The organism is Vibrio sp. Vb0304 (assembly GCF_033338995.1).
In the GTDB taxonomy this organism is placed as follows: domain Bacteria; phylum Pseudomonadota; class Gammaproteobacteria; order Enterobacterales; family Vibrionaceae; genus Vibrio; species Vibrio alginolyticus.
Genome location: NZ_JAWOTT010000021.1, coordinates 44,966 through 66,052 on the forward strand (window position 1 = coordinate 44,966; position 21,087 = coordinate 66,052).

A 21,087-nucleotide genomic window follows, 5' to 3' on the forward strand; every position below is an offset into this window, starting at 1 on the left:
CCAACATATCGTGAAGAAAAACCACCGATAATTCAGGGAATAAAATGAAGAAAATACTTGTTGTTTGTATGGGAAACATTTGTCGGTCACCAACTGGAGAGGCAGTGTTAAGAGCGAAAGCTCAAAAGTTAGGCGTTGAAGTAGAGGTTGATTCGGCAGGTACAATTGGCTACCACGCAGGAAACCGACCAGATTCAAGAGCGATGGCAGCAGGAAAGCAGCGAGGTTATTCTTTTAAAGGAATGCAAGCGCGCCAAGTCACCATTGATGACTTTGAAAAGTTTGACCTTATATTAGCCGCAGATAAAGCAAATTTGGCCGATTTATTGGATATTTGTCCGTTGAAGTATCGACACAAAGTATCGTTATTTTTAAGTCATTCTGAGTCAGGTTACGACGAAGTCCCGGACCCATATTATGGTGGGGAAGATGGCTTTGAACTGGTGCTTGATTTAATCGAAGAGGCATCAGACGCAATTTTGAAGAAGCTATAATCGCCGTGCTTGAAGACAATAGAAAAAGGGATGAGCTCAGCTCATCCCTTTTTATTCGTGTTAACCCGCTAGTATGTCGGTTGCGACTTTGTAGCTTGGGTCTTCCTTCACGTTAATTTCAACCAAGCTGCCAGCTTTGTCCAAAAGTTTACGACAATCTGGGCTTAGGTGACGAAGGTGCAGCGTTTTACCTTGAGCATTGTAACGCTCAGCCAGTGTTTCAATGGCTTCAATTGCAGAGTGATCAGTCACGCGAGAGTCTGCAAAATCGACAATCACATCTTTTGGATCTTCAGGCGCGTTAAACAACTCCAGGAAGTTAGCCGCAGAGCCAAAGAAAATAGGGCCGTGAATCTTGTACTCTTTTGAACCTTCCTCGTTTAAGCACGTGTCGGCATAGATGTGCTTAGCGTGTTGCCATGCAAACATTAATGCAGAAACGATAACACCAACCGCTACGGCAACAGCAAGGTCAGTAAGAACAGTAACAACGGTCACAAGAACAATAACGAAGAAGTCTTGCTTCGGTACGCGGCGTGCTAGCTTAAATGTTGCCCATTCGAATGTACCAATGACAACCATGAACATCACACCAACCAGAGCAGCGAGTGGGATCATTTCAATTAGCGAAGAAGCGAATAAGATAAACATCAATAGAGCGATAGCCGCAACGATACCAGATAGACGGCCGCGACCACCTGAGTTTACGTTGATCATCGACTGACCAATCATCGCACAACCACCCATTGCGCCAAACACAGAACACGTCATGTTTGCCATACCTTGACCGATACATTCGCGGTTAGATTGACCACGAGTATTCGTCATCTCATCTAAAACTGTCAGTGTTAGTAGAGATTCAATTAGACCAATGGCCGCGAGAATGATCGCGTATGGAAGAATGATTTGTAGTGTCTCTAGTGTAAATGGTACCGCAGGAATAGAGAAGGTTGGTAGTGAACCTGCGAGTGTTGCAGCTTCATCACCAGACATTGTACGCAGGAAGTCAACAACAGTGCGAGTTTCCAGATCCAAGCCAACCACTAAAGCCGTCACCGTTACGATCGCAACAAGTGAAGAGGGTACAGCTGTTGTGATTTTTGGTAGAAAGTGAATGATTGCCATAGTCAGCGCAACCAAACCAAGCATTAGCAGCATCTGGTCTTGTGGTAGCCAAGTCAGCATGCCGTTGATGTCTGGCGCTTTAAACTGACCCAACTGAGCTAGGAAGATAACAATAGCCAGACCGTTCACAAAACCGATCATCACAGGGTGAGGTACGATACGGATGAACTTACCCAATTTAAACATACCAGCGGCAATTTGAAGAATACCAGCGAGCATGATGGCTGCGAATAGGTACTGGACACCGTGAGTCGCGACAAGCGAAACCATTACGACTGCCATGGCACCTGTTGCACCAGAGATCATGCCAGGACGACCACCGAAAATGGAAGTAATAAGACCAACGATGAATGCAGCGTAAAGACCGACCATCGGATCTACGCCTGCGACGAACGCAAATGCGACAGCTTCAGGAACCAATGCTAGCGCAACGGTTAAGCCTGATAGCACATCATTTTTTACGGAGTGCTTAGAAAATTGGGGAAATTCGAACATGTTTGTTTTTAAGTTCTCTTTGCAATGAGTTAAACCCGACACATATTCGTATTTGCACAAGCCACTGGAAGGTTGAATTTTAATCAAACATTGCAGTGTAAACCGTAGTATTAAAAGAGCAGCATCAGAATGGTGTCGAAAACTTGAGTCGGCGCATGCTACCGAAAAGTGTGATTAAGTTCAAGAATGATACGAATAATGGCGTACAAATGTGATCACGAATTGGTATTTATATGAACAATTTTTTGGGCAAATATGAAGATAAAAAAGGCTACCAGATGGTAGCCTTTAATTTATTTATGCCGTTAAGCAGTTGAACGTAATGATTTAGCCTAGTTAAAGTTAGGCTTTGTCATCTCTGCCGATGCACGGTTTTTAGCCACTTGGCTACCAGCACCTTTAGCTTGGTAACGTTCGGTTTTGAACGGTGCTGCTGCAACCGTGATTTCGCGTAGCTCTTGAGGGCCAGGTGCTTTCGTCATCGGTGCGCTAGCGTTTAGCTTAGCCGCAACTTTAATGGCTTCGACTTTAGGCTCTGGTTTATCTACTGGCGCTTCGGCCGCAATCTCTTTTTCTGCTTCAACGATAGGCTCTTCAGCAGGTGCCGTTTCTACAATGGCATCAACCGGTTCAGCATGTTCAGTTACAGGAGTTTCAACGATAGGCTCTACCGAGGCTGTTTCTATTACTGCTGATTCAGCTTTTTCTGTGATTACTGTTTCCACAGCAGGTGCTTCCACAACGGGTGCTTCTACTACTGGAGCTTCCACTTTCGCTTCAACGGTTTCTTGAACCTTGTGTTCAACAACTGGCGCATCTGTTACGACAGGCTGCTCGCGACGAATAATCACTTTACCCATTGCCATTTCTGGACAAGCAAAGCCACCTTGGATTGCAGGTACTGCTGCTACAGCTTCTTCCTTAACTCGCTCTTCCTTCTTAGGTGCTGGTTTCGGAATGTAACGTGGCATTACTTTACCCATAGCCATTTCAGGAGAAGCGACACCTCCCTTACGTAGGCGGAATGGGTTAGGGCGGCGATCACGGCCACGGCGACGACGCTGGCCGCTTGCACGCAGGTGACGTGGCGAACGACGATTACGACGTTGCTTAGACTCTGCTTGCTTGTTGTCTTGCTGTGCCTCTACCGCTGCTTCTGTTGGCTTTTCAACTTTAGCTTCAACCGTTTCTTGAGTCTTAACCGCTGTTTCTTCGGCTTTCTTCTCAATAGCTTCTTGGTCCTTAACGCGTACAGACTTGTTCAATTTGCGACGTTGGCGGCGCTCTTTCACTTTTTCTGCTTTCGCATTTTGCTGCTTCGGTTTGCTCTCTTCTGGTTTTGTTTCAGTACGAGCTTCCGCTGCTAGCTGCAGACCTTTTTCCGCTACTTTTGCGTTTGCTTTCTGCTCTTGGGCTTTATCTGCCTGTTGAGCTTTAGGTTTACGCTTTTGGTTACGGTTTTGCGGTTTATTTGTTTGTTGTTGAGCTTCGTTTTGCTCATTAGCCTGCTCATCACGAGGCTTACGACGACGTCGGTTATCGCGATTGTCGCGGTTATCACGATTATCACGCTGGTTGTTATTGCGACGACGATCGTTGCGATCACGTTTGTTACGTCGATTATCGCGATTTGGTTTTTTCTCTTCCTGAGGTTTCTGTTCTTCTTTTGTTTCTTCAGAACCACCGAATAGGAAGCTACCAAGTGCTTTAAACAGACGGCTGAACAATCCAGGTTTCTCTTCTTGTTCAACGTTTTGTTCTTTCTTCTTCGCCTCAGGAGCTGGTTTAGCTGCTGGTGCAGGTGCGGTTTGAGACGGAGCAGCAAAGCCTTTAAGAACTGGCTCTTCAATTCGTTTTGGTTTTACGTCAACTTCAGCTGGCTCTTTACCTTCTGCTTCTTTCATTGCTTCCAGTTTCTTAGGAAGTAAGTAAGAAATCAGATCGAACTCTTCGCCTTCACGAACACGGATAACTTCAAAGTGCGGTGTTTCCATATCAGAGTTAGGAACAACCGTAATTTTCACTTCTTGAATGCGTTCGATATGGTTTACTGAACGACGTTTTTCGTTCAATAAGTAAGAGGCGATTGGCACAGGTACGACTGCAAGTACTTGTGCTGTGTTGTCTTTTAGCGCTTCCTCTTCAATTAAACGAAGTACAGAAAGTGCTAGAGATTCGTTGTCGCGAACGACACCAGTTCCGCTACAGCGAGGACAGATGTGATGGCTTGCTTCTGCAAGAGAAGGGCTCAAGCGCTGGCGTGACATCTCCAACAAACCAAAGCGAGAAATACGACCGATTTGTACACGAGCGCGATCAAGACGAACGGCTTCACGTAGACGGTTTTCTACTTCTCGTTGGTGACGAACTGGGGTCATATCGATAAAGTCGATAACCACTAAGCCACCCAAGTCACGTAGACGTAATTGGCGAGCAATTTCGTCGGCTGCTTCTAGGTTCGTGTTTAGAGCTGTTTCTTCAATATCGCCGCCCTTGGTTGCACGAGCAGAGTTGATATCGATAGACGTTAGTGCTTCAGTCGGGTCAATAACAATAGAACCACCAGATGGCAGACGCACTTCACGTTGGAAAGCCGATTCAATTTGGCTTTCGATTTGGTAGTGGCTGAATAGTGGAACTTCGCCTTCATATTTCTTAACGCGGTTAAGGAAATCAGGGCGCACCAATTGAATGTGCTCTTTTGCACGTTCGTAGATGGTGTTGCTATCAATTAAGATTTCGCCAATATCACGACGCAAATAGTCACGGATTGCACGAACGATAACGTTACTTTCTTGGTGGATTAAGAATGGAGCAGGGTTAGAGTCCGCTGCACCTTTGATTGCACCCCAGTGGTTAAGTAGTACATTCAAATCCCACTCAAGCTCTTCAGCACTCTTGCCAACGCCAGCAGTACGTACGATTAGGCCCATGCCCTGAGGCAGTTCCAAAGTACTTAATGCGGCTTTTAGTTGAGTTCGCTCGTCACCTTCGATTCGACGAGAAATACCGCCAGCACGAGGGTTGTTAGGCATCAGAACAAGGTAACTACCAGCAAGAGAAATGAAAGTAGTAAGAGCAGCGCCCTTGCTTCCACGTTCTTCTTTTTCCACTTGAACGATTACTTCTTGGCCTTCCGTTAGCACTTCTTTGATGCTTGGACGACCTTGGTAGGTGTAACCTTCAGGGAAATATTCGCGGGCAATTTCTTTGAGAGGGAGGAAACCGTGACGCTCGGCGCCGTAATCAACAAATGCGGCTTCTAAGCTTGGTTCGATACGTGTGATACGTCCTTTGTAGATATTCGCTTTTTTAGATTCATGCCCTGGACTCTCGATATCAAGATCGAAAAGTCGCTGGCCATCAACCAGAGCGACACGCAACTCTTCTTTTTGAGTTGCGTTAATTAACATTCTTTTCATTGAAAATTCTCGTTGTCTTTTCTTTTATATCTTTCTTGTCGACTTGCCACTGTTTTTTCGCTCTTTCACGGTGCCAGATCCCATGGCTTGTATTTTGCAGCCTCCCGGCTGGAAGGGGATGCTCTCGGGCACTTCAGTCATCACAAGCCTCTTGTGGTTTCTGTTGGAAACGTAGACTTGTGACCCGCTATTTGGGCGGTAGGTACTCAACGTGAATATGCGAGGAGTAGGGTGGCAAGAGTGTTGAATTCGATGTGTCTCACGCCAATGCTGCACTCGACCTTCAACGATCTACTCACATTGCTTGAGGATAAATGATTGGTAATGAATAAAATGTAACCAAACCTTCCTTAGCAGCTGTGAACTATAGCAGTGCGCGTGGCTATCAGCAATCTGCTTTCACGCAAACGATAGAAAATTTGCCGCTAAACTCAAAATTTCTATTTTATAACTGGCTGTTTCATAAGCAATTGAGATGTGCAAACTGTTCAAGACAGAAAACAAATTGAGAACTTGATTGAGAGTTTTAATAATTTAAACAAAAGCTTGGCGAAATTTAGACCAGTATGTGCCACCGAGTGTTTCTTTTACGACAAGAATAATGTGAAGTCGCACGAAATTGAGTTTACAATACGGCTCATGAACGAAATAAGAACAAAAGTCCAGTTCGTCGACATTGACGAAGATATGGCGGGTCAGCGCATTGATAATTTTTTGCGCAACCAATTAAAAGACATTCCTAAAAGCATGATTTACAGAATTGTGCGTAAGGGCGAAGTGCGCGTAAATAAAAAGCGTATAAAAGCAGAGTACAAGTTAAAAGCAGGCGATCTCGTTCGTATTCCACCGGTTACCGTCGAGAAAAAAGATGACGATGTCGCACCAAGTACGAAACTTAACAAAGTCGCTGAGTTGGAAAATATGATTATCTTCGAAGATGATCATATGTTGATTCTAAACAAACCATCTGGCACCGCTGTGCATGGTGGCAGTGGTTTAAAGTTTGGTGCGATTGAAGCGCTTAGGGCTCTGCGTCCTCAAGCTCGCTTTCTTGAACTTGTGCATCGTATTGACCGTGATACTTCAGGGATTTTGCTGGTTGCTAAGAAGCGTTCTGCACTTCGTCACTTGCAAGCCCAGTTTCGTGAAAAGACAGTAAAGAAGTTTTACTTAGCTCTTGTCATGGGGCAATGGAAAAGCAGTTGTAAGGTTGTGAACGCGCCACTGCTCAAAAACGAAGTGAACAGTATTGTTCGTGTTAACCCTAATGGTAAGCCGTCAGAAACGCGTTTTAAGATTTTGGAAAAGTTCGAACAAGCTACATTGATTCAGGCGAGTCCGATTACTGGTCGAACTCACCAAATCCGAGTTCATACGCAATACACTGGTCACCCAATCGCTTGGGATGATCGCTACGGTGATCGCCGCTTTGATGCTTATACAGGTCAAGTTGGTTTAGATCGTTTGTTCCTACACGCGGCAAACATCAAGTTCCAACACCCATCAAATGATGAGTGGATGGAAATCAACGCACCGATGGAACCGAAACTAGAAAAAGTGTTGGCGGGTTTAAGAAACGCGTAACCATGTTTTCCTCGCGGATGCAAAAGGGAGCCACAGGCTCCCTTTTATCGTATTTGGGTTAAAGGACATCGAGTCCTTGAACATGCAACATATCAATCAAATCAATCAATGGTAGTCCGACAAGTGTGTTCGGGTCTTTACCAACTAATTTCGTAAACAAGCAAATTCCCATGCCTTCGCTTTTAAAGCTGCCTGCGCAGTAAAAAGGTTCTTCCCTGTCGACGTAGCGTTCGATTTGTTCAAGCGTTAAATCTCTAAAGTGCACCTCGAAAGAATCAAAGCCGACTTCTGTATGGTTTGTGACGGTGTTATGTACCGCAAGACCAGTATAGAAAGTGATGACTTTTCCACTTTGAGCCAAAAGTTGATTTATCGCGTTATCTCTATTTAAAGGCTTGCCAACGATTTCACCATTAATGACACAAACTTGGTCACTGCCGATAACTAAACTTGCTTTATCCGTCTGGCAAGATATTGCTTTCTCTTGGGCCAGTCTCTGCACAAGTTCAGTTGGCGTTTCTTGGTCAAAAGGTGTTTCATCGCAATCAGGTGATAAACAAACGAATGGTAGTGAGAGCTTTTCAAGCAGTTGTTTACGAAAAGGGGAAGTTGAGGCTAAAACCAGTTGGTAATTTTTCATTTTGAATTACAATTCGTGGGAGCATTTCCAATAGGATAATCGATCAAAAATGATTCTGGCTAATGCTCTGTATGTTAAGCGCAAAAAAGTACAACTTTTTTGCCTTTTTCTTTGACTAATTTTGATTTGGAAGATAATATTCGCGCCCTATGCAAAAGGTAAAAATACCGCGAACGGTTGACCCAGCTAAAGCTGCACAGAAACGATTGGATTACGATGGCATCATCCAAGCTAGTCTTTTCAAGCGCTTAGTGGAAACAACTGAAGGCGTAAAACGCGACGCAGAAGTCTCATTGTCATTTGGGATGGATGAACAGCGACTCGTTGTTATCTCTGGTAAAGCTAACATCGAAGTCGATTTAGAGTGTCAGCGTTGTAATGAGGTATTCGCACATGAGTGCGAAGTTGAATTCCTTTCTACTCCTTACTACGGTGAGAAAACAGAACAGGAAGCACCAGAAATTTATGATTTGGTAGATCTAAATGAATATGGTGAATTAGACCTCATACAACTTGTTGAAGACGAGTTCATCTTAGCATTACCTCAAATTGCGATGCACGATGAAGCGGATTGTAGCGTTGATTCAAATAACATGGTTTTTGGTGAGATTCCTGAAGAAATTGAGGAAGAAAAACCGAATCCATTCGACGTTTTGAAAAGTCTGAAAAAGTAATAGGTGTGGTAGCCGATTCTTCTTCAGGTTTTTAACCCAATAGTATAGGAGTAGGGTCAATGGCCGTACAGAAAAACCGTAAAACTCGTTCTAAGCGCGGTATGCGTCGTTCACACGATGCGCTAACTACAGCTGCTCTATCTGTAGACGCGACTTCTGGTGAAACTCACCTACGCCACAACGTAACTGCTGAAGGTTACTACCGTGGTCAAAAGGTTATCAACAAGTAAGGTTGAACCTTTGCAAAGTATTACCGTTGCACTTGATGCAATGGGCGGGGATTTCGGTCCACGCGTAACAGTGCCTGCCGCCGTGCAGGCACTGTCTCATTTCCCAGAGCTAAAAGTGATTCTTATTGGTGATCAATCTCTGATCACGTCTCAATTATCTCAACTCGGTACCTCGACCAGTTCCCGCTTGACTATTCTTCACAGCGAGAAAGTTATCTCGAACTCAGAAAAACCTTCATTGGCGTTACGTAATAGCCAAAATAGTTCTATGCGTATGGCTATCGATTTGGTTTCTGAGCAGAAAGCGGATGCTTGTGTTAGTGGTGGCAACACCGGTGCATTAATGGCACTATCGCGTTTCATTCTTAAGTTACTTCCTGGCATTGAACGTCCTGCTTTAGTTTCCGCTTTACCGACGATTACCGGAAAGCGTACTTGGATGCTGGATCTGGGGGCGAATGTATCGTGCGATGCTGATAGCTTGTTCCAATTTGCTGTAATGGGCAGTGCATTAGCTGAAGAACACTTGGGTCGTCCTCCTCGCGTTGCTGTACTCAATATTGGCGCAGAAGAGATTAAAGGTAACGATTTAGTCAAACGTTGCGCAGAAATGCTTTCTCAGACCGATGCGATTAACTTTGTCGGTTATATTGAAGGTAATCAAATTTTGCATGATGTTGCGGACGTCATTGTTTGTGATGGATTTGTCGGCAACGTATGCTTAAAAGCCAGTGAGGGAACAGCTCAACTTTTTATCGAAAAAATTAAAACCAGCATAATGGCATCAACGATAAAGGGTTGGATAGCTAGAAAGTTGTTTTCTAGGCTGTTTAATGAACTAAAAACACTGAACCCCGACCAGTATAACGGCGCAAGTTTGCTAGGATTGCGCGGCATTGTCATAAAAAGCCATGGAAGTGCGGATGTATCTGCGATTGTCAATGCACTTGGCGAGGCAGTACACGAGGTCAAACGACAAGTACCAAGCCGTATTAGCGATCGTTTGGAAGCGGTTTTACTCGAGAGGCATTATTAGTCTTCATGTATAGCAAAATTTTAGGTACTGGCAGCTACCTGCCATCTCAGGTGCGTACAAACGCAGATCTAGAGAAAATGGTAGATACAAGTGATGAGTGGATCGTTGCTCGCACGGGTATTAAAGAGCGTCGAATTGCTGCAGAAAACGAAACTGTAGCAGACATGGCATTCTACGCAGCTGAAAACGCTATCGATATGGCGGGTATTGATAAAAACGATATCGACCTGATTATCGTAGCCACAACGAGCAGTAGCCATACTTTCCCTTCATCTGCGTGTCAGGTGCAGGCAAAGCTTGGCATTAAAGGTTGTCCAGCTTTTGACTTAGCCGCTGCTTGTTCTGGTTTTGTGTACGCATTATCTGTTGCAGACCAACATATCAAATCTGGTATGTGCAAAAACGTACTTGTGATTGGTTCAGATGCTTTGTCTAAAACGTGTGATCCGACAGACCGTTCAACCATTATCCTATTTGGTGATGGTGCCGGAGCCGTTGTCGTAGGCGCTAGCCAAGAGCCTGGCATTATCTCTACCCACATATACTCGGATGGTCAATTCGGAGAGCTTCTAAGCCTACCTGTACCTGTGCGGGGGCAAGATGCGGATAAATGGCTTCATATGGCTGGGAACGAAGTATTCAAAGTCGCTGTAACTCAGCTATCGAAACTAGTAAAAGATACGCTTGAAGCCAACAACATGCATAAGTCTGAACTAGACTGGCTAGTGCCGCACCAAGCGAACTACCGCATTATTTCAGCGACAGCGAAGAAACTTTCGATGTCACTAGACCAAGTCGTGATTACACTTGATAAACACGGCAACACATCAGCTGCGACGGTGCCAACAGCACTAGATGAAGCGGTACGTGATGGTCGTATTAAACGCGGTCAAACTCTGCTTCTTGAAGCGTTTGGCGGCGGATTCACTTGGGGCTCGGCCCTTGTGAAGTTCTAAGTTTCACAAGAATTCAAAATTTAAGGTGCACTTGGTGCATCTTATTTCTTTTTACTTTGCTTAAAGGAAAACAACATGAGCAAGTTTGCTATCGTATTTCCAGGTCAAGGTTCTCAAGCTGTAGGTATGCTTGCAGAACTAGGCGAACAATATGACGTAGTAAAACAAACATTTGCAGAAGCATCTGACGCACTAGGTTACGATCTATGGGCGCTTGTTCAAAATGGACCTGCAGAAGATTTAAACGAGACTTTCCGTACTCAACCAGCTTTGCTAGCTTCATCTGTTGCAATCTGGCGTGTATGGCAGGAACTTGGCTTAGAGCAACCAGCAAACCTAGCCGGTCACAGCCTAGGTGAGTACTCAGCACTTGTATGTGCGGGTGTTATCGACTTTAAAGAAGCCATCAAGCTGGTTGAATTACGTGGTCAACTTATGCAAGAAGCAGTACCAGCTGGTACTGGCGCAATGTACGCGATTATCGGTTTGGCTGATGATGCGATTGCAAAAGCGTGTGAAGACGCAGCGCAAGGCGAAGTGGTCTCTCCAGTAAACTTTAACTCGCCTGGTCAAGTCGTTATCGCTGGTAGCAAAGACGCAGTAGAGCGAGCTGGTGCGCTATGTAAAGAAGCTGGTGCGAAGCGTGCGCTTCCTCTTCCTGTTTCAGTACCTTCACACTGTGCACTTATGAAGCCAGCAGCGGAAAAACTTGCTGTAGCTCTTGAGTCTATCGAATTTAACTCACCACAGCTGCCAGTTATCAACAACGTTGATGTGGTTGCTGAGACAGATCCTGCAAAAATCAAAGATGCGCTTGTTCGTCAGCTACATAGCCCAGTTCGTTGGACTGAAACAGTTGAACTGATGCACGAACAAGGCGTAGAAAATCTTCTTGAGCTTGGTCCTGGTAAAGTTTTAACAGGTCTAACAAAACGTATCGTGAAAACGCTAACTGCAGCAGCAGTGAATGATATCGCATCGCTAGACGCTGCGAAGTAATCCATCAAGCGATAAATTTGCGATAAGAAAAGGAAACACAACATGATGAATCTAGAAGGTAAGATCGCGCTAGTTACCGGCGCAAGCCGTGGTATTGGCCGCGCGATCGCGGAACTTCTTGTCGAGCGAGGTGCTACGGTTATCGGTACTGCTACTTCTGAAAGTGGTGCGGCTGCTATCAGCGAGTATCTTGGTGATAACGGTAAAGGCTTAGCGCTTAACGTGACTGATGTCGAGTCTATCGAAGCGACATTAAAAACGATCAACGAAGAATTTGGTGTGATCGATATTCTGGTGAATAACGCTGGTATTACTCGTGACAACCTATTGATGCGCATGAAAGATGATGAGTGGAACGACATCATCGATACCAACCTAACGCCTATCTACCGCATGTCTAAAGCGGTTTTACGCGGTATGATGAAAAAACGTGCGGGTCGTATCATCAACGTAGGCTCTGTTGTTGGTACCATGGGTAATGCTGGTCAAACTAACTACGCAGCAGCGAAAGCGGGCGTGATTGGTTTTACTAAATCAATGGCTCGTGAAGTTGCGTCTCGTGGTGTAACAGTGAACACTGTTGCTCCTGGTTTCATCGAAACTGACATGACTAAGGCGCTAAGTGATGACCAACGTGCGGCAACTTTGTCGAACGTGCCAGCAGGTCGTTTAGGTGACCCACGTGAAATTGCATCAGCAGTAGTTTTCCTTGCTTCTCCTGAAGCAGCGTACATTACTGGTGAAACTTTGCATGTAAATGGTGGCATGTACATGGTTTAATGCGACAGTTTATGCAAAATAAGCTATTTTACATTGTGAAAAATAGCCTATAGTTGCAGTTAACTGTCATGAACTTGTCATGCTTATGCGCAAGATTTGTGCATGATTTAAGTCAAAAATGTATTGAAATTCGGTTAAATTCGCTAATTTTGTGGTTTGACCAGCAAGGACCCCCTTGCAACTTTCAATAGTTCGAATAAACTACGGAATCATCGCATTAGGCGAAATCTGTAAAGGAAAAGAAAAATGAGCAACATCGAAGAACGCGTAAAGAAAATCATTGTTGAACAGCTAGGTGTAGACGAAGCAGAAGTTAAAAACGAAGCTTCTTTCGTTGATGATCTAGGTGCTGATTCTCTAGACACTGTAGAACTAGTTATGGCTCTAGAAGAGGAATTCGACACTGAGATTCCTGACGAAGAAGCTGAGAAGATCACTACTGTTCAAGCTGCAATCGACTACGTAAACAGCGCTCAGTAATTAGCTCTCCCAGGCGGTCTCCTAGACCGCCTGTGTTCTTTCTAACTTCTTCTATCCTCTCATAGAAATATTCAATTCCCGGAGAATTATATCGTGTCCAAGCGTCGTGTAGTTGTCACTGGCATGGGTATGTTGTCACCGGTAGGCAACACAGTAGAATCATCTTGGAAAGCCCTGCTAGAAGGTCAAAGTGGTATCGTAAATATCGAGCACTTTGATACTACGAACTTCTCAACTCGTTTTGCAGGTCTTGTTAAAGATTTCGATTGCACAGAGTACATGTCTAAAAAAGATGCTCGTAAGATGGACCTTTTCATCCAGTACGGCATTGCAGCGGGTATTCAAGCTCTTGATAACTCTGGCTTACAAATTACCGAAGAAAATGCGGCTCGAGTTGGTGTTGCTATCGGCTCAGGCATTGGCGGTCTTGACCTTATCGAAACTGGCCATACTGCATTAGTAGACAAAGGCCCTCGCAAAGTTAGCCCATTTTTTGTTCCTTCGACCATTGTAAACATGGTTGCAGGTAACCTATCTATCATGCGTGGTCTCCGTGGTCCAAATATCGCGATTTCTACCGCATGTACTACTGGCCTGCATAATATCGGCCATGCAGCACGTATGATTGCCTACGGCGATGCAGATGCGATGGTTGCTGGTGGTGCAGAAAAAGCTTCTACGCCTCTTGGCATGGCTGGCTTCGGTGCAGCTAAAGCACTATCTACTCGTAATGAAGAGCCTCAAAAAGCGTCTCGCCCATGGGATAAAGGCCGTGATGGTTTTGTTCTAGGTGATGGTGCTGGCATGATGGTGCTTGAAGAGTACGAACACGCAAAAGCACGTGGCGCGAAGATTTACGCAGAACTGGTTGGTTTTGGTATGTCTGGTGATGCTTACCACATGACTTCTCCAAGCGAAGATGGCTCTGGTGGTGCACTTGCGATGGAAGCGGCAATGCGTGACGCGAACATCACAGGTACCCAAGTAGGTTATGTGAATGCTCACGGTACATCTACTCCTGCTGGCGACGTTGCAGAAATCAAGGGCGTGAAACGTGCTCTTGGTGAAGAAGGTGCGAAGCAAGTACTTGTATCATCAACTAAGTCTATGACTGGTCACCTATTAGGTGCAGCAGGCTCTGTTGAAGCAATTATCACGGTTATGTCTTTGGTTGACCAAATCGTTCCACCAACGATTAACCTTGATGATCCAGAAGAAGGTCTAGACATCGACCTTGTGCCGCACACTGCGCGCAAAGTTGAAGGTATGGAATACGCTATCTGTAACTCGTTTGGCTTTGGTGGTACAAACGGTTCTTTGATCTTCAAAAAGTTCGCTGAGTAACACTATCTAACCTTATTTAGATAAGCGAAACTTGTATTCTAACGGCTCGATGCTTAGCATTGAGCCGTTTTGTTTTATTTGTTGTCTGCTAATTTGAAGGTACGTGAATGTTTTGGGTAAATGGAGTTCCGCAAACGCATGTAGAGCTAGGTGATCGCTCATTCCAATACGGTGATGGAGGCTTTACCACCATCCTGACCCAAAATGGAGAGTTGGTTTACTGGCAGGAGCATACTGAGCGCATGAGTGCTTGCCTTGACGCTTTGAAGATCTCTTCACCTGACTGGAAAGTTGTGCATGGTTGGGCAAGCAAAGCGGTTTTATCTGACGCACGAGCGGGGGTGAAGATTCACGTTAGCCGCGGTATTGGCGGGCGAGGGTATAGCCCTAATGGGATTAAAGGCCCTATCGTGACGATTTCCAATTTTGCATTTCCTTCTCATTATTCATCTTGGCAAGAACAAGGTGTGGACTTGGGCGTTTGTAATACTCGTCTAGGGATTCAACCTTTACTTGCGGGACATAAGCACAACAACCGTTTAGAGCAGATTCTCGCCAAGGCTGAAATCGACAATACAGAGTTTGCAGATGCAATAACGTTAAATGTGCAAAACCATGTCATTGAAACTACAATGGCCAACCTTTTTTGGGTTAAAGGTAATAAAGTATTTACGCCGGAGCTGACCTTATCAGGCGTTACGGGCGTAATGCGTCGTAAGGTGCTTGAGTTACTTAAAGTAAGTCATATTGAAGTCATCGAGGGGCGTTTTATACTTCCAGATTTGCTGAGTGCTGACGAGGCTTTCATGTGTAACTCAATATTAGGTGTCGCACCTATTCGCAGCATAGTGACATCGAACTCTAAGACTATATTTCCGATAGGAAAATTGACTCAACGACTGCAAGGGAATTTAACTACGTGATTAAAAAACTGTTGGCTTTTGTTGTGCTGATCGCAGTGATAGGCGCAGCAGCTGTTTTTTATATAATTTCACAGGCTAAACAATACGTTGAAAAGCCTATTCTATTGGAACAACCTCAGCTGTTTACTGTAGAAAGTGGTACAAGCTTTCATCATGTCATGCGCGCCTTAGTTGAAGGTGAGGTGATTGAAACATCGGAGTACATCCGTTTAATTCCTCACTTATATCCAGAATTGTTGCAAGTGCGAGCGGGTACTTACCAACTTGAGCCTGGTATGTCACTTTCGCAAACATTGGAGCATCTGAATACTGGAAAAGAATACCAGTTTGCGATCACTTTTGTTGAAGGCAGCCGCTTTTCTGAATGGGTAGATCAACTAAAAAGTGCTCCTTATTTAAAGCATGATTTAACCGATCTTTCAGAAAAAGAAATGGCTGCGAAGCTCGGAATTGAGAGAGAAAAGCTAGAAGGGTTGTTTTTAGCAGAAACCTACCATTACACAGCGGGTGCGAGTGAAAGCCAGTTATTAAAACGAGCGCATCGAAAACTCAATAAAATACTGGATGCTAACTGGGAAGCGCGTCAAGAAAAGCTGCCATTACAGGACAAATATGAAGCCTTGATTCTCGCGTCTATCATCGAGAAAGAGACGGCTATTGATTCTGAGCGTGAGCGCGTCGCTTCTGTGTTTATCAACCGATTGAACAAACGCATGCGGTTACAAACTGATCCGACAGTTATTTATGGTATGGGTGACGCCTACGATGGCAACATTCGTAAGAAAGATTTGCGTACGCCGACACCATATAACACCTATACCATCAATGGATTGCCACCAACACCGATTGCGATGGCTGGTGAAGCTTCCATTGAAGCGGCTTTGAATCCAGAAAGCAGCAACTATTTATATTTTGTAGCAAGTGGAAAGGGCGGACATGTATTCTCGAAATCCCTTGCTGAGCACAACCGTGCTGTTCGTGCCTATTTAAGAGAACTAAGAAAGAACAAATGATGAAAGCAAACTTTATTGTCGTTGAAGGCCTAGAAGGCGCGGGTAAAAGCACTGCGATTAAAACCGTTTTAGATACGCTAAAAGCGGCCGGTATTGAGGATATCGTAAATACCCGTGAGCCAGGAGGCACACCGCTAGCAGAAAAAATGCGCGCTCTGGTGAAAGAAGAGCACGAAGGTGAAGAACTTAAGGACATGACGGAGTTGCTTCTTCTGTACGCTGCACGTGTTCAGTTGGTTGAGAACGTGATCAAACCAGCTTTGGAAAACGGTCAGTGGGTGGTTGGTGACCGACACGATATGTCGTCGCAAGCTTATCAAGGTGGTGGCCGTCAGATTGACGCATCGTTAATGAAAAATCTCCGGGATACAACGCTTGGTGATTTTAAACCTGCTCTCACTCTCTATATGGATATTGACCCTCGTGTTGGGCTTGAGCGTGCACGTGGGCGTGGTGAGTTAGATCGTATAGAGAAGATGGATATTAGTTTCTTCGAGCGTACACGTGAGCGTTATTTGGAGATTGCTCATGCCGATCCTTCCATCGTTATCATTAACGCAGAACAGGCGATTGAAGGCGTGTCGCGTGATATTCGGGACGCTCTAAACGAGTGGCTAGCTCGTCAATAAGTGAAACGTAAATTTAGGTGACTCATGTTAAATGATTATCCATGGCTACAGCCAATATGGGATAACCTCAAAGTAGGGTTAGAGTCGGACAGAATACCAGGTGCGCTTTTATTACAAAGCGAGCAGGGCTTGGGCATCGAAAAACTTATCGAGTTTTTTAGCCAAGCACTTCTTTGCCAAAATTACGCGAGTGAAGCATGCGGTTTTTGTCATAGCTGCCAGCTAAATCAATCTCAAAACCACCCTGATTTACACTGGATCAAGCCAGAGAAAGAAGGAAAGGCGATAACGGTGGACCAAATTCGCGCTTGTAACCGTCTAGCTCAGGAATCATCTCAGCTTAATGGTTACCGCCTATTTGTAATAGAACCGGCGGACTCTATGAACGAGTCGGCATCGAATGCGCTGTTAAAGACGCTAGAAGAGCCTGGGGCAAAGTGCTTGTTTTTGCTCGTTACCCACAATCAGGAGCGTCTGCTCCCAACGATTCGTAGCCGTTGCCAACACTGGGTTGTTGCGCCTCCGTCAGCGGAACAAGCGATGCAATGGATGCACGAACAAGGGGCGAAGCAAGTTCCTGCTTATGCCTTAAAACTGAATATGGGCTCTCCAATAAAAACATTGGATGCGTTAAATAATGGTGAGCTCGAAGCTTACTTGGCTTTTGAACGCAGTTTTATTAAGGCAATGTCTTCGCCTGTTTCAGACGTTTCTGAGTGTGCTTCTTTAATCGCTAAACACTCAGAGCAATCACTAGACTGGGCATGGTATTTACTGACAGATGCTCAGAAAGCGCAGTTTGGTGTATCAGAAGCTCAAATGCTTCCGGGCGCGACAAAGTTCCAACCGGACAACTATAACGGTTTGTACTCATCAGCGAAGGCGCTGATGAACCTGAAAGCTCAGGTGCAAGCCTTTCCTGGCCTGAACCTTGAGCTACTATCAATGAATTGGTTAATTGAATCACGAGAGGCATTATGTTCGTAGATTCTCATTGTCATTTAGACAAATTGAATTACGACGATCTCCACATCAATGTGGAAGACGTTATTAACAAAGCTAAACAAGCAAACGTAACTGAGCTACTTTCTGTTGGAGTAACGCTGGATTCTTTCCCGAAAATGATGGAAATGATCGAGCCTTATGACAATGTTTATGCTTCGTGCGGTGTGCACCCACTTGATGTTGAAAGCGACTTTTCGATGGACGTATTGCGCCACCATGCGTCGAATGCAAAAGTCGTCGCTATTGGCGAAACGGGTTTAGATTATCATTACAAGCCCGAAACGGCCGCGTTACAGAAAGAGCGCTTTGAGCAACACGTTGATCTTGCAGTGGAGCTCAACAAACCTTTAATTATCCATACCAGAAACGCACGTGCGGATACTCTAGATATTTTGCGTAAGGGTGGGGCAGAGAAATGTGGTGGTGTTATCCATTGTTTTACAGAAGATCTTCCATTTGCTGAAGCTGCACTGGAGCTGGGGTTTTATATTTCTATCTCGGGGATTGTTACTTTCCGTCAAGCTACAGAGTTAAAAGAAGTGGTGAAGACTCTACCTTTAGAGAAGCTTCTTATTGAGACAGATTCTCCTTACTTGGCTCCTGTCCCTCATCGTGGCAAAGAGAATCAACCCGCTTATGTTGTCGAAGTCGCTTCTTATATTGCGCAACTCAAATCGTGCTCTCTTTCTGAAGTGGCACAAAAAACCACCGAAAACTTCCGAAATCTTTTTTTGCGATGAAAAAATAATAAGAGCATAAAAAAGGAGCTTAGGCTCCTTTTTTGTTGATAAAAACAACAGATACGCTCACGAGTTTAATGTTTACTAAAAATGTTGATTTAATAACATTCAAAAATCACAAATGTAATTTTGTTACTAAAAATAACATTGAGGCGTATTTTATTTACGCCTTAAAATTAATTATATAAATAATTAATTCTTTATAAAACAGTAATATAAGTGCAATGCAAACCTTTTCATCGGCTGTTTTTGGGTGTGATCCAAGACTTGTTTTGAAACTAAATTTCGTAACTGTGTGGAAAGTTTGAGGGTCATCAATATATATTTAGAGCCGGAAAATATAATGCAGTTGTGGTTACATTTTCATTGGGTGCTAACCTTTAGGCTACGGGGGTGTGCCGTTAGTGCCCAAATAATACTTATAAATTTATCAGGAGCATAAACATGTTTAAGAACCTTTTTGCTAACCTGCAAAAAGTTGGTAAGGCTCTGATGCTTCCAGTATCAGTTTTACCAGTTGCAGGTATTTTATTAGGTGTGGGTGCTGCCCATCTAAGCTTTATTCCAGAGATCGTTTCTAATCTTATGGAACAAGCTGGTGGTTCAGTATTCGGCCAAATGGCACTTCTATTTGCAGTAGGTGTAGCTCTAGGCTTCACTAACAACGACGGTGTTGCAGGTCTTGCAGCTATCGTTGGTTACGGCATCATGACGGCAACGCTAGGTGTAATGGCGGGCGTTATGGGTGTTGAGAAAATCGATACAGGTGTACTAGGTGGTATCCTTGTCGGTGGTGTGGCTGCTTGGGCATTCAACCGTTTCTTCAAAATCCAACTTCCAGAGTACCTTGGCTTCTTCGCTGGTAAGCGCGCAGTGCCAATCATCACTGGTTTTGCTGCGATCATCCTAGGTGTTATCCTTTCTGTTATCTGGCCACCAATTGGCGGTGCAATTTCTGCATTCTCTGATTGGGCTGCACACCAAAACCCACAGCTAGCATTCGGTATCTACGGTGTTGTTGAGCGTTCTCTAATCCCATTCGGTCTACACCACGTATGGAACGTACCGTTCTTCTTCGAAGCAGGTTCTTGTGTTAACGCTGCCGGTGAAGCTCAAAATGGTGTACTAACTTGTTACCTAGTTGCTGATGAAGCATCTCGTGCTGCTGGTAATGGCTTCGGTCAGCTAGCGGGTGGTTACATGTTCAAGATGTTCGGTCTACCAGCTGCAGCAATCGCAATTGCTCATTGTGCTAAACCAGAAAACCGTGCAAAAGTAATGGGTATCATGGCGTCAGCTGCACTGACTTCATTCCTAACTGGTATTACTGAGCCAATCGAATTCTCATTCCTATTCGTTGCTCCACTACTATACGGTATCCACGCTCTACTAGCTGGTTCTGCATACATCGTTTCGAACACTCTAGGCTTTGTACACGGTACTTCTTTCTCTCACGGTCTGATCGACTTCCTAGTTCTATCTGGTAACGCTCAGAAGATGGTGCTAATGATTGCCGTTGGTCTAGTTTACGCAGTAATTTACTACGTAGTGTTCCGTGGTGTAATCACAGCGCTTGACCTAAAAACACCTGGCCGTGAAGATGAAACGGAAAGTGCAGCTGTAACTTCTGGCTCTGATATGGGCGGTGAACTGGTTGCAGCGTTTGGCGGTAAAGCTAACATTACTGGTCTAGATGCATGTATCACACGTCTACGTGTAGCAGTTGCAGATACAGCAGCTGTTGACCAAGACAAGCTAAAACAACTAGGCGCTGCTGGTGTTGTAGTTGTAGCTGGTGGTGTACAGGCTATCTTCGGTACTAAGTCTGATAACCTAAAAACTGAAATGGATGAGTGGATTCGTAACCACGGTTAATCGCAGTCATTCATAGTAATGCATAAAAGGAGGCTTCGGCCTCCTTTTTTAGTTCCTATTTTATTAACTGACAGTTCCTTTTTAGTGTGATCCTAAACTCATCTTTACTTTTGTCAGCTTTTTCATACATCGAGCTTACCCATCGTTGACATATTGATATGCCATTATGTTTGAATAGCGAATAATGTTTTTTTGAATAATTGATAACGTGTATGAAGAACAAATTCATTTTAGTTTTGGGACTAGTTTCTAGTACGGCAATGGCGGCAAGCGAACCAACGGATCTATCAGTTGGTATGGCTGTCGATCAACAATTAAGTGTTGTTGTAGAGTTAGATAACAAATATCGTGGCATTATCGGAAACGATGGTATGGCGTTTGATTACATCGCTAAGCGTGGAACATTCGATCAAAACATGCCTGTGACTTGGTATGTCGGCGTTGGTGGCTGGTATGAATGGGATGACGAGTTTGGTGTGAGAGTACCACTTGGTGTGAACTGGGATTTATCACGCGGCTGGGACCTTTATGGTCAAATACACCCAGAGCTAGATCTTTACAAAGGTGCTGACTTGCAACTTGGCGGCGCCGTTGGCATCAAGTACAGTTTCTAGAATTGAACTAATGTATGTACAAAAAACGC

At 44.5% G+C, this 21,087-nt stretch carries 20 protein-coding genes; 17 read left to right on the forward strand and 3 right to left on the reverse strand.

From position 1 onward, the window contains the following. The first annotated feature begins 44 nt into the window (after positions 1-44). On the forward strand, positions 45-494 hold the full coding sequence (locus R7P35_RS19335) for a low molecular weight protein-tyrosine-phosphatase (RefSeq protein WP_025767219.1): 450 nt from the start codon (positions 45-47) through the stop codon (positions 492-494). A gap of 60 nt (positions 495-554) precedes the next feature. Here the strand turns inward: R7P35_RS19335 and R7P35_RS19340 are convergent, their stop codons facing one another. Both R7P35_RS19340 and rne read right to left on the reverse strand, forming a co-directional pair. After that, entirely contained in the window at positions 555-2,114 is a 1,560-nt protein-coding gene (locus tag R7P35_RS19340; protein ID WP_005380840.1) for a SulP family inorganic anion transporter, read from the reverse strand. A 332-nt stretch (positions 2,115-2,446) separates the two neighbouring features. Further along, positions 2,447-5,536, reverse strand: a complete 3,090-nt coding sequence (rne, locus tag R7P35_RS19345; RefSeq protein ID WP_167415354.1) for a ribonuclease E — start codon at positions 5,534-5,536, stop codon at positions 2,447-2,449. Positions 5,537-6,175: 639 nt separating this feature from the next. On the opposite strand from rne, the gene rluC reads away from it, so the two are divergent. Beyond that, complete coding sequence (gene rluC, locus R7P35_RS19350) at positions 6,176-7,120, forward strand: 23S rRNA pseudouridine(955/2504/2580) synthase RluC (RefSeq protein WP_021033985.1); 945 nt, start codon at positions 6,176-6,178, stop codon at positions 7,118-7,120. 58 nt (positions 7,121-7,178) lie between these two features. On the opposite strand, the gene R7P35_RS19355 is transcribed toward rluC, so the two are convergent. Next, the gene (locus R7P35_RS19355) at positions 7,179-7,760 is read right to left on the reverse strand and encodes a Maf family protein (protein WP_005380845.1); all 582 of its coding nucleotides are present in this window, start codon (positions 7,758-7,760) and stop codon (positions 7,179-7,181) included. Positions 7,761-7,909: 149 nt separating this feature from the next. Between R7P35_RS19355 and yceD the strand changes: the two genes are divergently transcribed. The 15 genes from yceD (at position 7,910) to R7P35_RS19430 (ending at position 21,058) form a co-directional block, all read left to right on the forward strand. Then, positions 7,910-8,434, forward strand: coding sequence for a 23S rRNA accumulation protein YceD (gene yceD / locus R7P35_RS19360; protein WP_005387307.1), 525 nt, complete (start codon positions 7,910-7,912; stop codon positions 8,432-8,434). A 59-nt stretch (positions 8,435-8,493) separates the two neighbouring features. Then, the gene (gene rpmF / locus R7P35_RS19365) at positions 8,494-8,664 is read left to right on the forward strand and encodes a 50S ribosomal protein L32 (protein ID WP_005396978.1); all 171 of its coding nucleotides are present in this window, start codon (positions 8,494-8,496) and stop codon (positions 8,662-8,664) included. 10 nt (positions 8,665-8,674) lie between these two features. Next, the gene (gene plsX, locus R7P35_RS19370) at positions 8,675-9,700 is read left to right on the forward strand and encodes a phosphate acyltransferase PlsX (RefSeq protein ID WP_017633846.1); all 1,026 of its coding nucleotides are present in this window, start codon (positions 8,675-8,677) and stop codon (positions 9,698-9,700) included. A gap of 5 nt (positions 9,701-9,705) precedes the next feature. After that, the gene (locus R7P35_RS19375; protein ID WP_017821385.1) at positions 9,706-10,656 is read left to right on the forward strand and encodes a beta-ketoacyl-ACP synthase III; all 951 of its coding nucleotides are present in this window, start codon (positions 9,706-9,708) and stop codon (positions 10,654-10,656) included. 75 nt (positions 10,657-10,731) lie between these two features. After that, positions 10,732-11,655, forward strand: a complete 924-nt coding sequence (fabD, locus tag R7P35_RS19380) for an ACP S-malonyltransferase (RefSeq protein WP_005387313.1) — start codon at positions 10,732-10,734, stop codon at positions 11,653-11,655. 45 nt (positions 11,656-11,700) lie between these two features. After that, on the forward strand, positions 11,701-12,435 hold the full coding sequence (gene fabG, locus R7P35_RS19385; RefSeq protein ID WP_025767222.1) for a 3-oxoacyl-ACP reductase FabG: 735 nt from the start codon (positions 11,701-11,703) through the stop codon (positions 12,433-12,435). Positions 12,436-12,681: 246 nt separating this feature from the next. Continuing rightward, positions 12,682-12,915, forward strand: a complete 234-nt coding sequence (acpP, locus tag R7P35_RS19390) for an acyl carrier protein (protein WP_004406112.1) — start codon at positions 12,682-12,684, stop codon at positions 12,913-12,915. 93 nt (positions 12,916-13,008) lie between these two features. Then, positions 13,009-14,259 (forward strand): beta-ketoacyl-ACP synthase II, encoded by a 1,251-nt coding sequence (gene fabF, locus R7P35_RS19395; RefSeq protein ID WP_005372948.1) that lies wholly within the window; start codon positions 13,009-13,011, stop codon positions 14,257-14,259. A 107-nt stretch (positions 14,260-14,366) separates the two neighbouring features. Beyond that, on the forward strand, positions 14,367-15,182 hold the full coding sequence (pabC, locus tag R7P35_RS19400) for an aminodeoxychorismate lyase (RefSeq protein ID WP_042523095.1): 816 nt from the start codon (positions 14,367-14,369) through the stop codon (positions 15,180-15,182). Continuing rightward, entirely contained in the window at positions 15,179-16,195 is a 1,017-nt protein-coding gene (gene mltG, locus R7P35_RS19405) for an endolytic transglycosylase MltG (protein WP_042523092.1), read from the forward strand. The genes pabC and mltG overlap by 4 nt, the downstream gene beginning before the upstream one ends. Continuing rightward, positions 16,192-16,824, forward strand: a complete 633-nt coding sequence (tmk, locus tag R7P35_RS19410; protein ID WP_044129475.1) for a dTMP kinase — start codon at positions 16,192-16,194, stop codon at positions 16,822-16,824. The genes mltG and tmk overlap by 4 nt, the downstream gene beginning before the upstream one ends. Before the next feature lie 24 nt (positions 16,825-16,848). After that, positions 16,849-17,811 carry a DNA polymerase III subunit delta' gene (locus tag R7P35_RS19415; RefSeq protein ID WP_054729226.1) on the forward strand — a complete coding sequence of 321 codons (963 nt, stop codon included), beginning with the start codon at positions 16,849-16,851 and terminating at the stop codon, positions 17,809-17,811. Then, entirely contained in the window at positions 17,802-18,569 is a 768-nt protein-coding gene (locus R7P35_RS19420) for a TatD family hydrolase (protein ID WP_005372957.1), read from the forward strand. Before R7P35_RS19415 ends, R7P35_RS19420 begins: the two co-directional genes overlap by 10 nt. Before the next feature lie 444 nt (positions 18,570-19,013). Further along, positions 19,014-20,444: a PTS glucose transporter subunit IIBC gene (gene ptsG, locus R7P35_RS19425; RefSeq protein ID WP_005372959.1), complete on the forward strand. Its 1,431-nt coding sequence runs from the start codon at positions 19,014-19,016 to the stop codon at positions 20,442-20,444. 212 nt (positions 20,445-20,656) lie between these two features. Continuing rightward, entirely contained in the window at positions 20,657-21,058 is a 402-nt protein-coding gene (locus R7P35_RS19430; protein ID WP_005372960.1) for a hypothetical protein, read from the forward strand. Positions 21,059-21,087: the final 29 nt, after the last annotated feature.

Coding starts and splice junctions, on each gene's coding strand:
- R7P35_RS19335 (WP_025767219.1), top strand. CDS start 45: ATGAAGAAAATACTTGTTGTTTGTATGGGAAACATTTGTCGGTCACCA.
- R7P35_RS19340 (WP_005380840.1), bottom strand. CDS start 2,114: ATGTTCGAATTTCCCCAATTTTCTAAGCACTCCGTAAAAAATGATGTG.
- rne (WP_167415354.1), bottom strand. CDS start 5,536: ATGAAAAGAATGTTAATTAACGCAACTCAAAAAGAAGAGTTGCGTGTC.
- rluC (WP_021033985.1), top strand. CDS start 6,176: ATGAACGAAATAAGAACAAAAGTCCAGTTCGTCGACATTGACGAAGAT.
- R7P35_RS19355 (WP_005380845.1), bottom strand. CDS start 7,760: ATGAAAAATTACCAACTGGTTTTAGCCTCAACTTCCCCTTTTCGTAAA.
- yceD (WP_005387307.1), top strand. CDS start 7,910: ATGCAAAAGGTAAAAATACCGCGAACGGTTGACCCAGCTAAAGCTGCA.
- rpmF (WP_005396978.1), top strand. CDS start 8,494: ATGGCCGTACAGAAAAACCGTAAAACTCGTTCTAAGCGCGGTATGCGT.
- R7P35_RS19375 (WP_017821385.1), top strand. CDS start 9,706: ATGTATAGCAAAATTTTAGGTACTGGCAGCTACCTGCCATCTCAGGTG.
- fabD (WP_005387313.1), top strand. CDS start 10,732: ATGAGCAAGTTTGCTATCGTATTTCCAGGTCAAGGTTCTCAAGCTGTA.
- fabG (WP_025767222.1), top strand. CDS start 11,701: ATGAATCTAGAAGGTAAGATCGCGCTAGTTACCGGCGCAAGCCGTGGT.
- acpP (WP_004406112.1), top strand. CDS start 12,682: ATGAGCAACATCGAAGAACGCGTAAAGAAAATCATTGTTGAACAGCTA.
- pabC (WP_042523095.1), top strand. CDS start 14,367: ATGTTTTGGGTAAATGGAGTTCCGCAAACGCATGTAGAGCTAGGTGAT.
- tmk (WP_044129475.1), top strand. CDS start 16,192: ATGATGAAAGCAAACTTTATTGTCGTTGAAGGCCTAGAAGGCGCGGGT.
- R7P35_RS19415 (WP_054729226.1), top strand. CDS start 16,849: ATGTTAAATGATTATCCATGGCTACAGCCAATATGGGATAACCTCAAA.
- R7P35_RS19420 (WP_005372957.1), top strand. CDS start 17,802: ATGTTCGTAGATTCTCATTGTCATTTAGACAAATTGAATTACGACGAT.
- ptsG (WP_005372959.1), top strand. CDS start 19,014: ATGTTTAAGAACCTTTTTGCTAACCTGCAAAAAGTTGGTAAGGCTCTG.
- R7P35_RS19430 (WP_005372960.1), top strand. CDS start 20,657: ATGAAGAACAAATTCATTTTAGTTTTGGGACTAGTTTCTAGTACGGCA.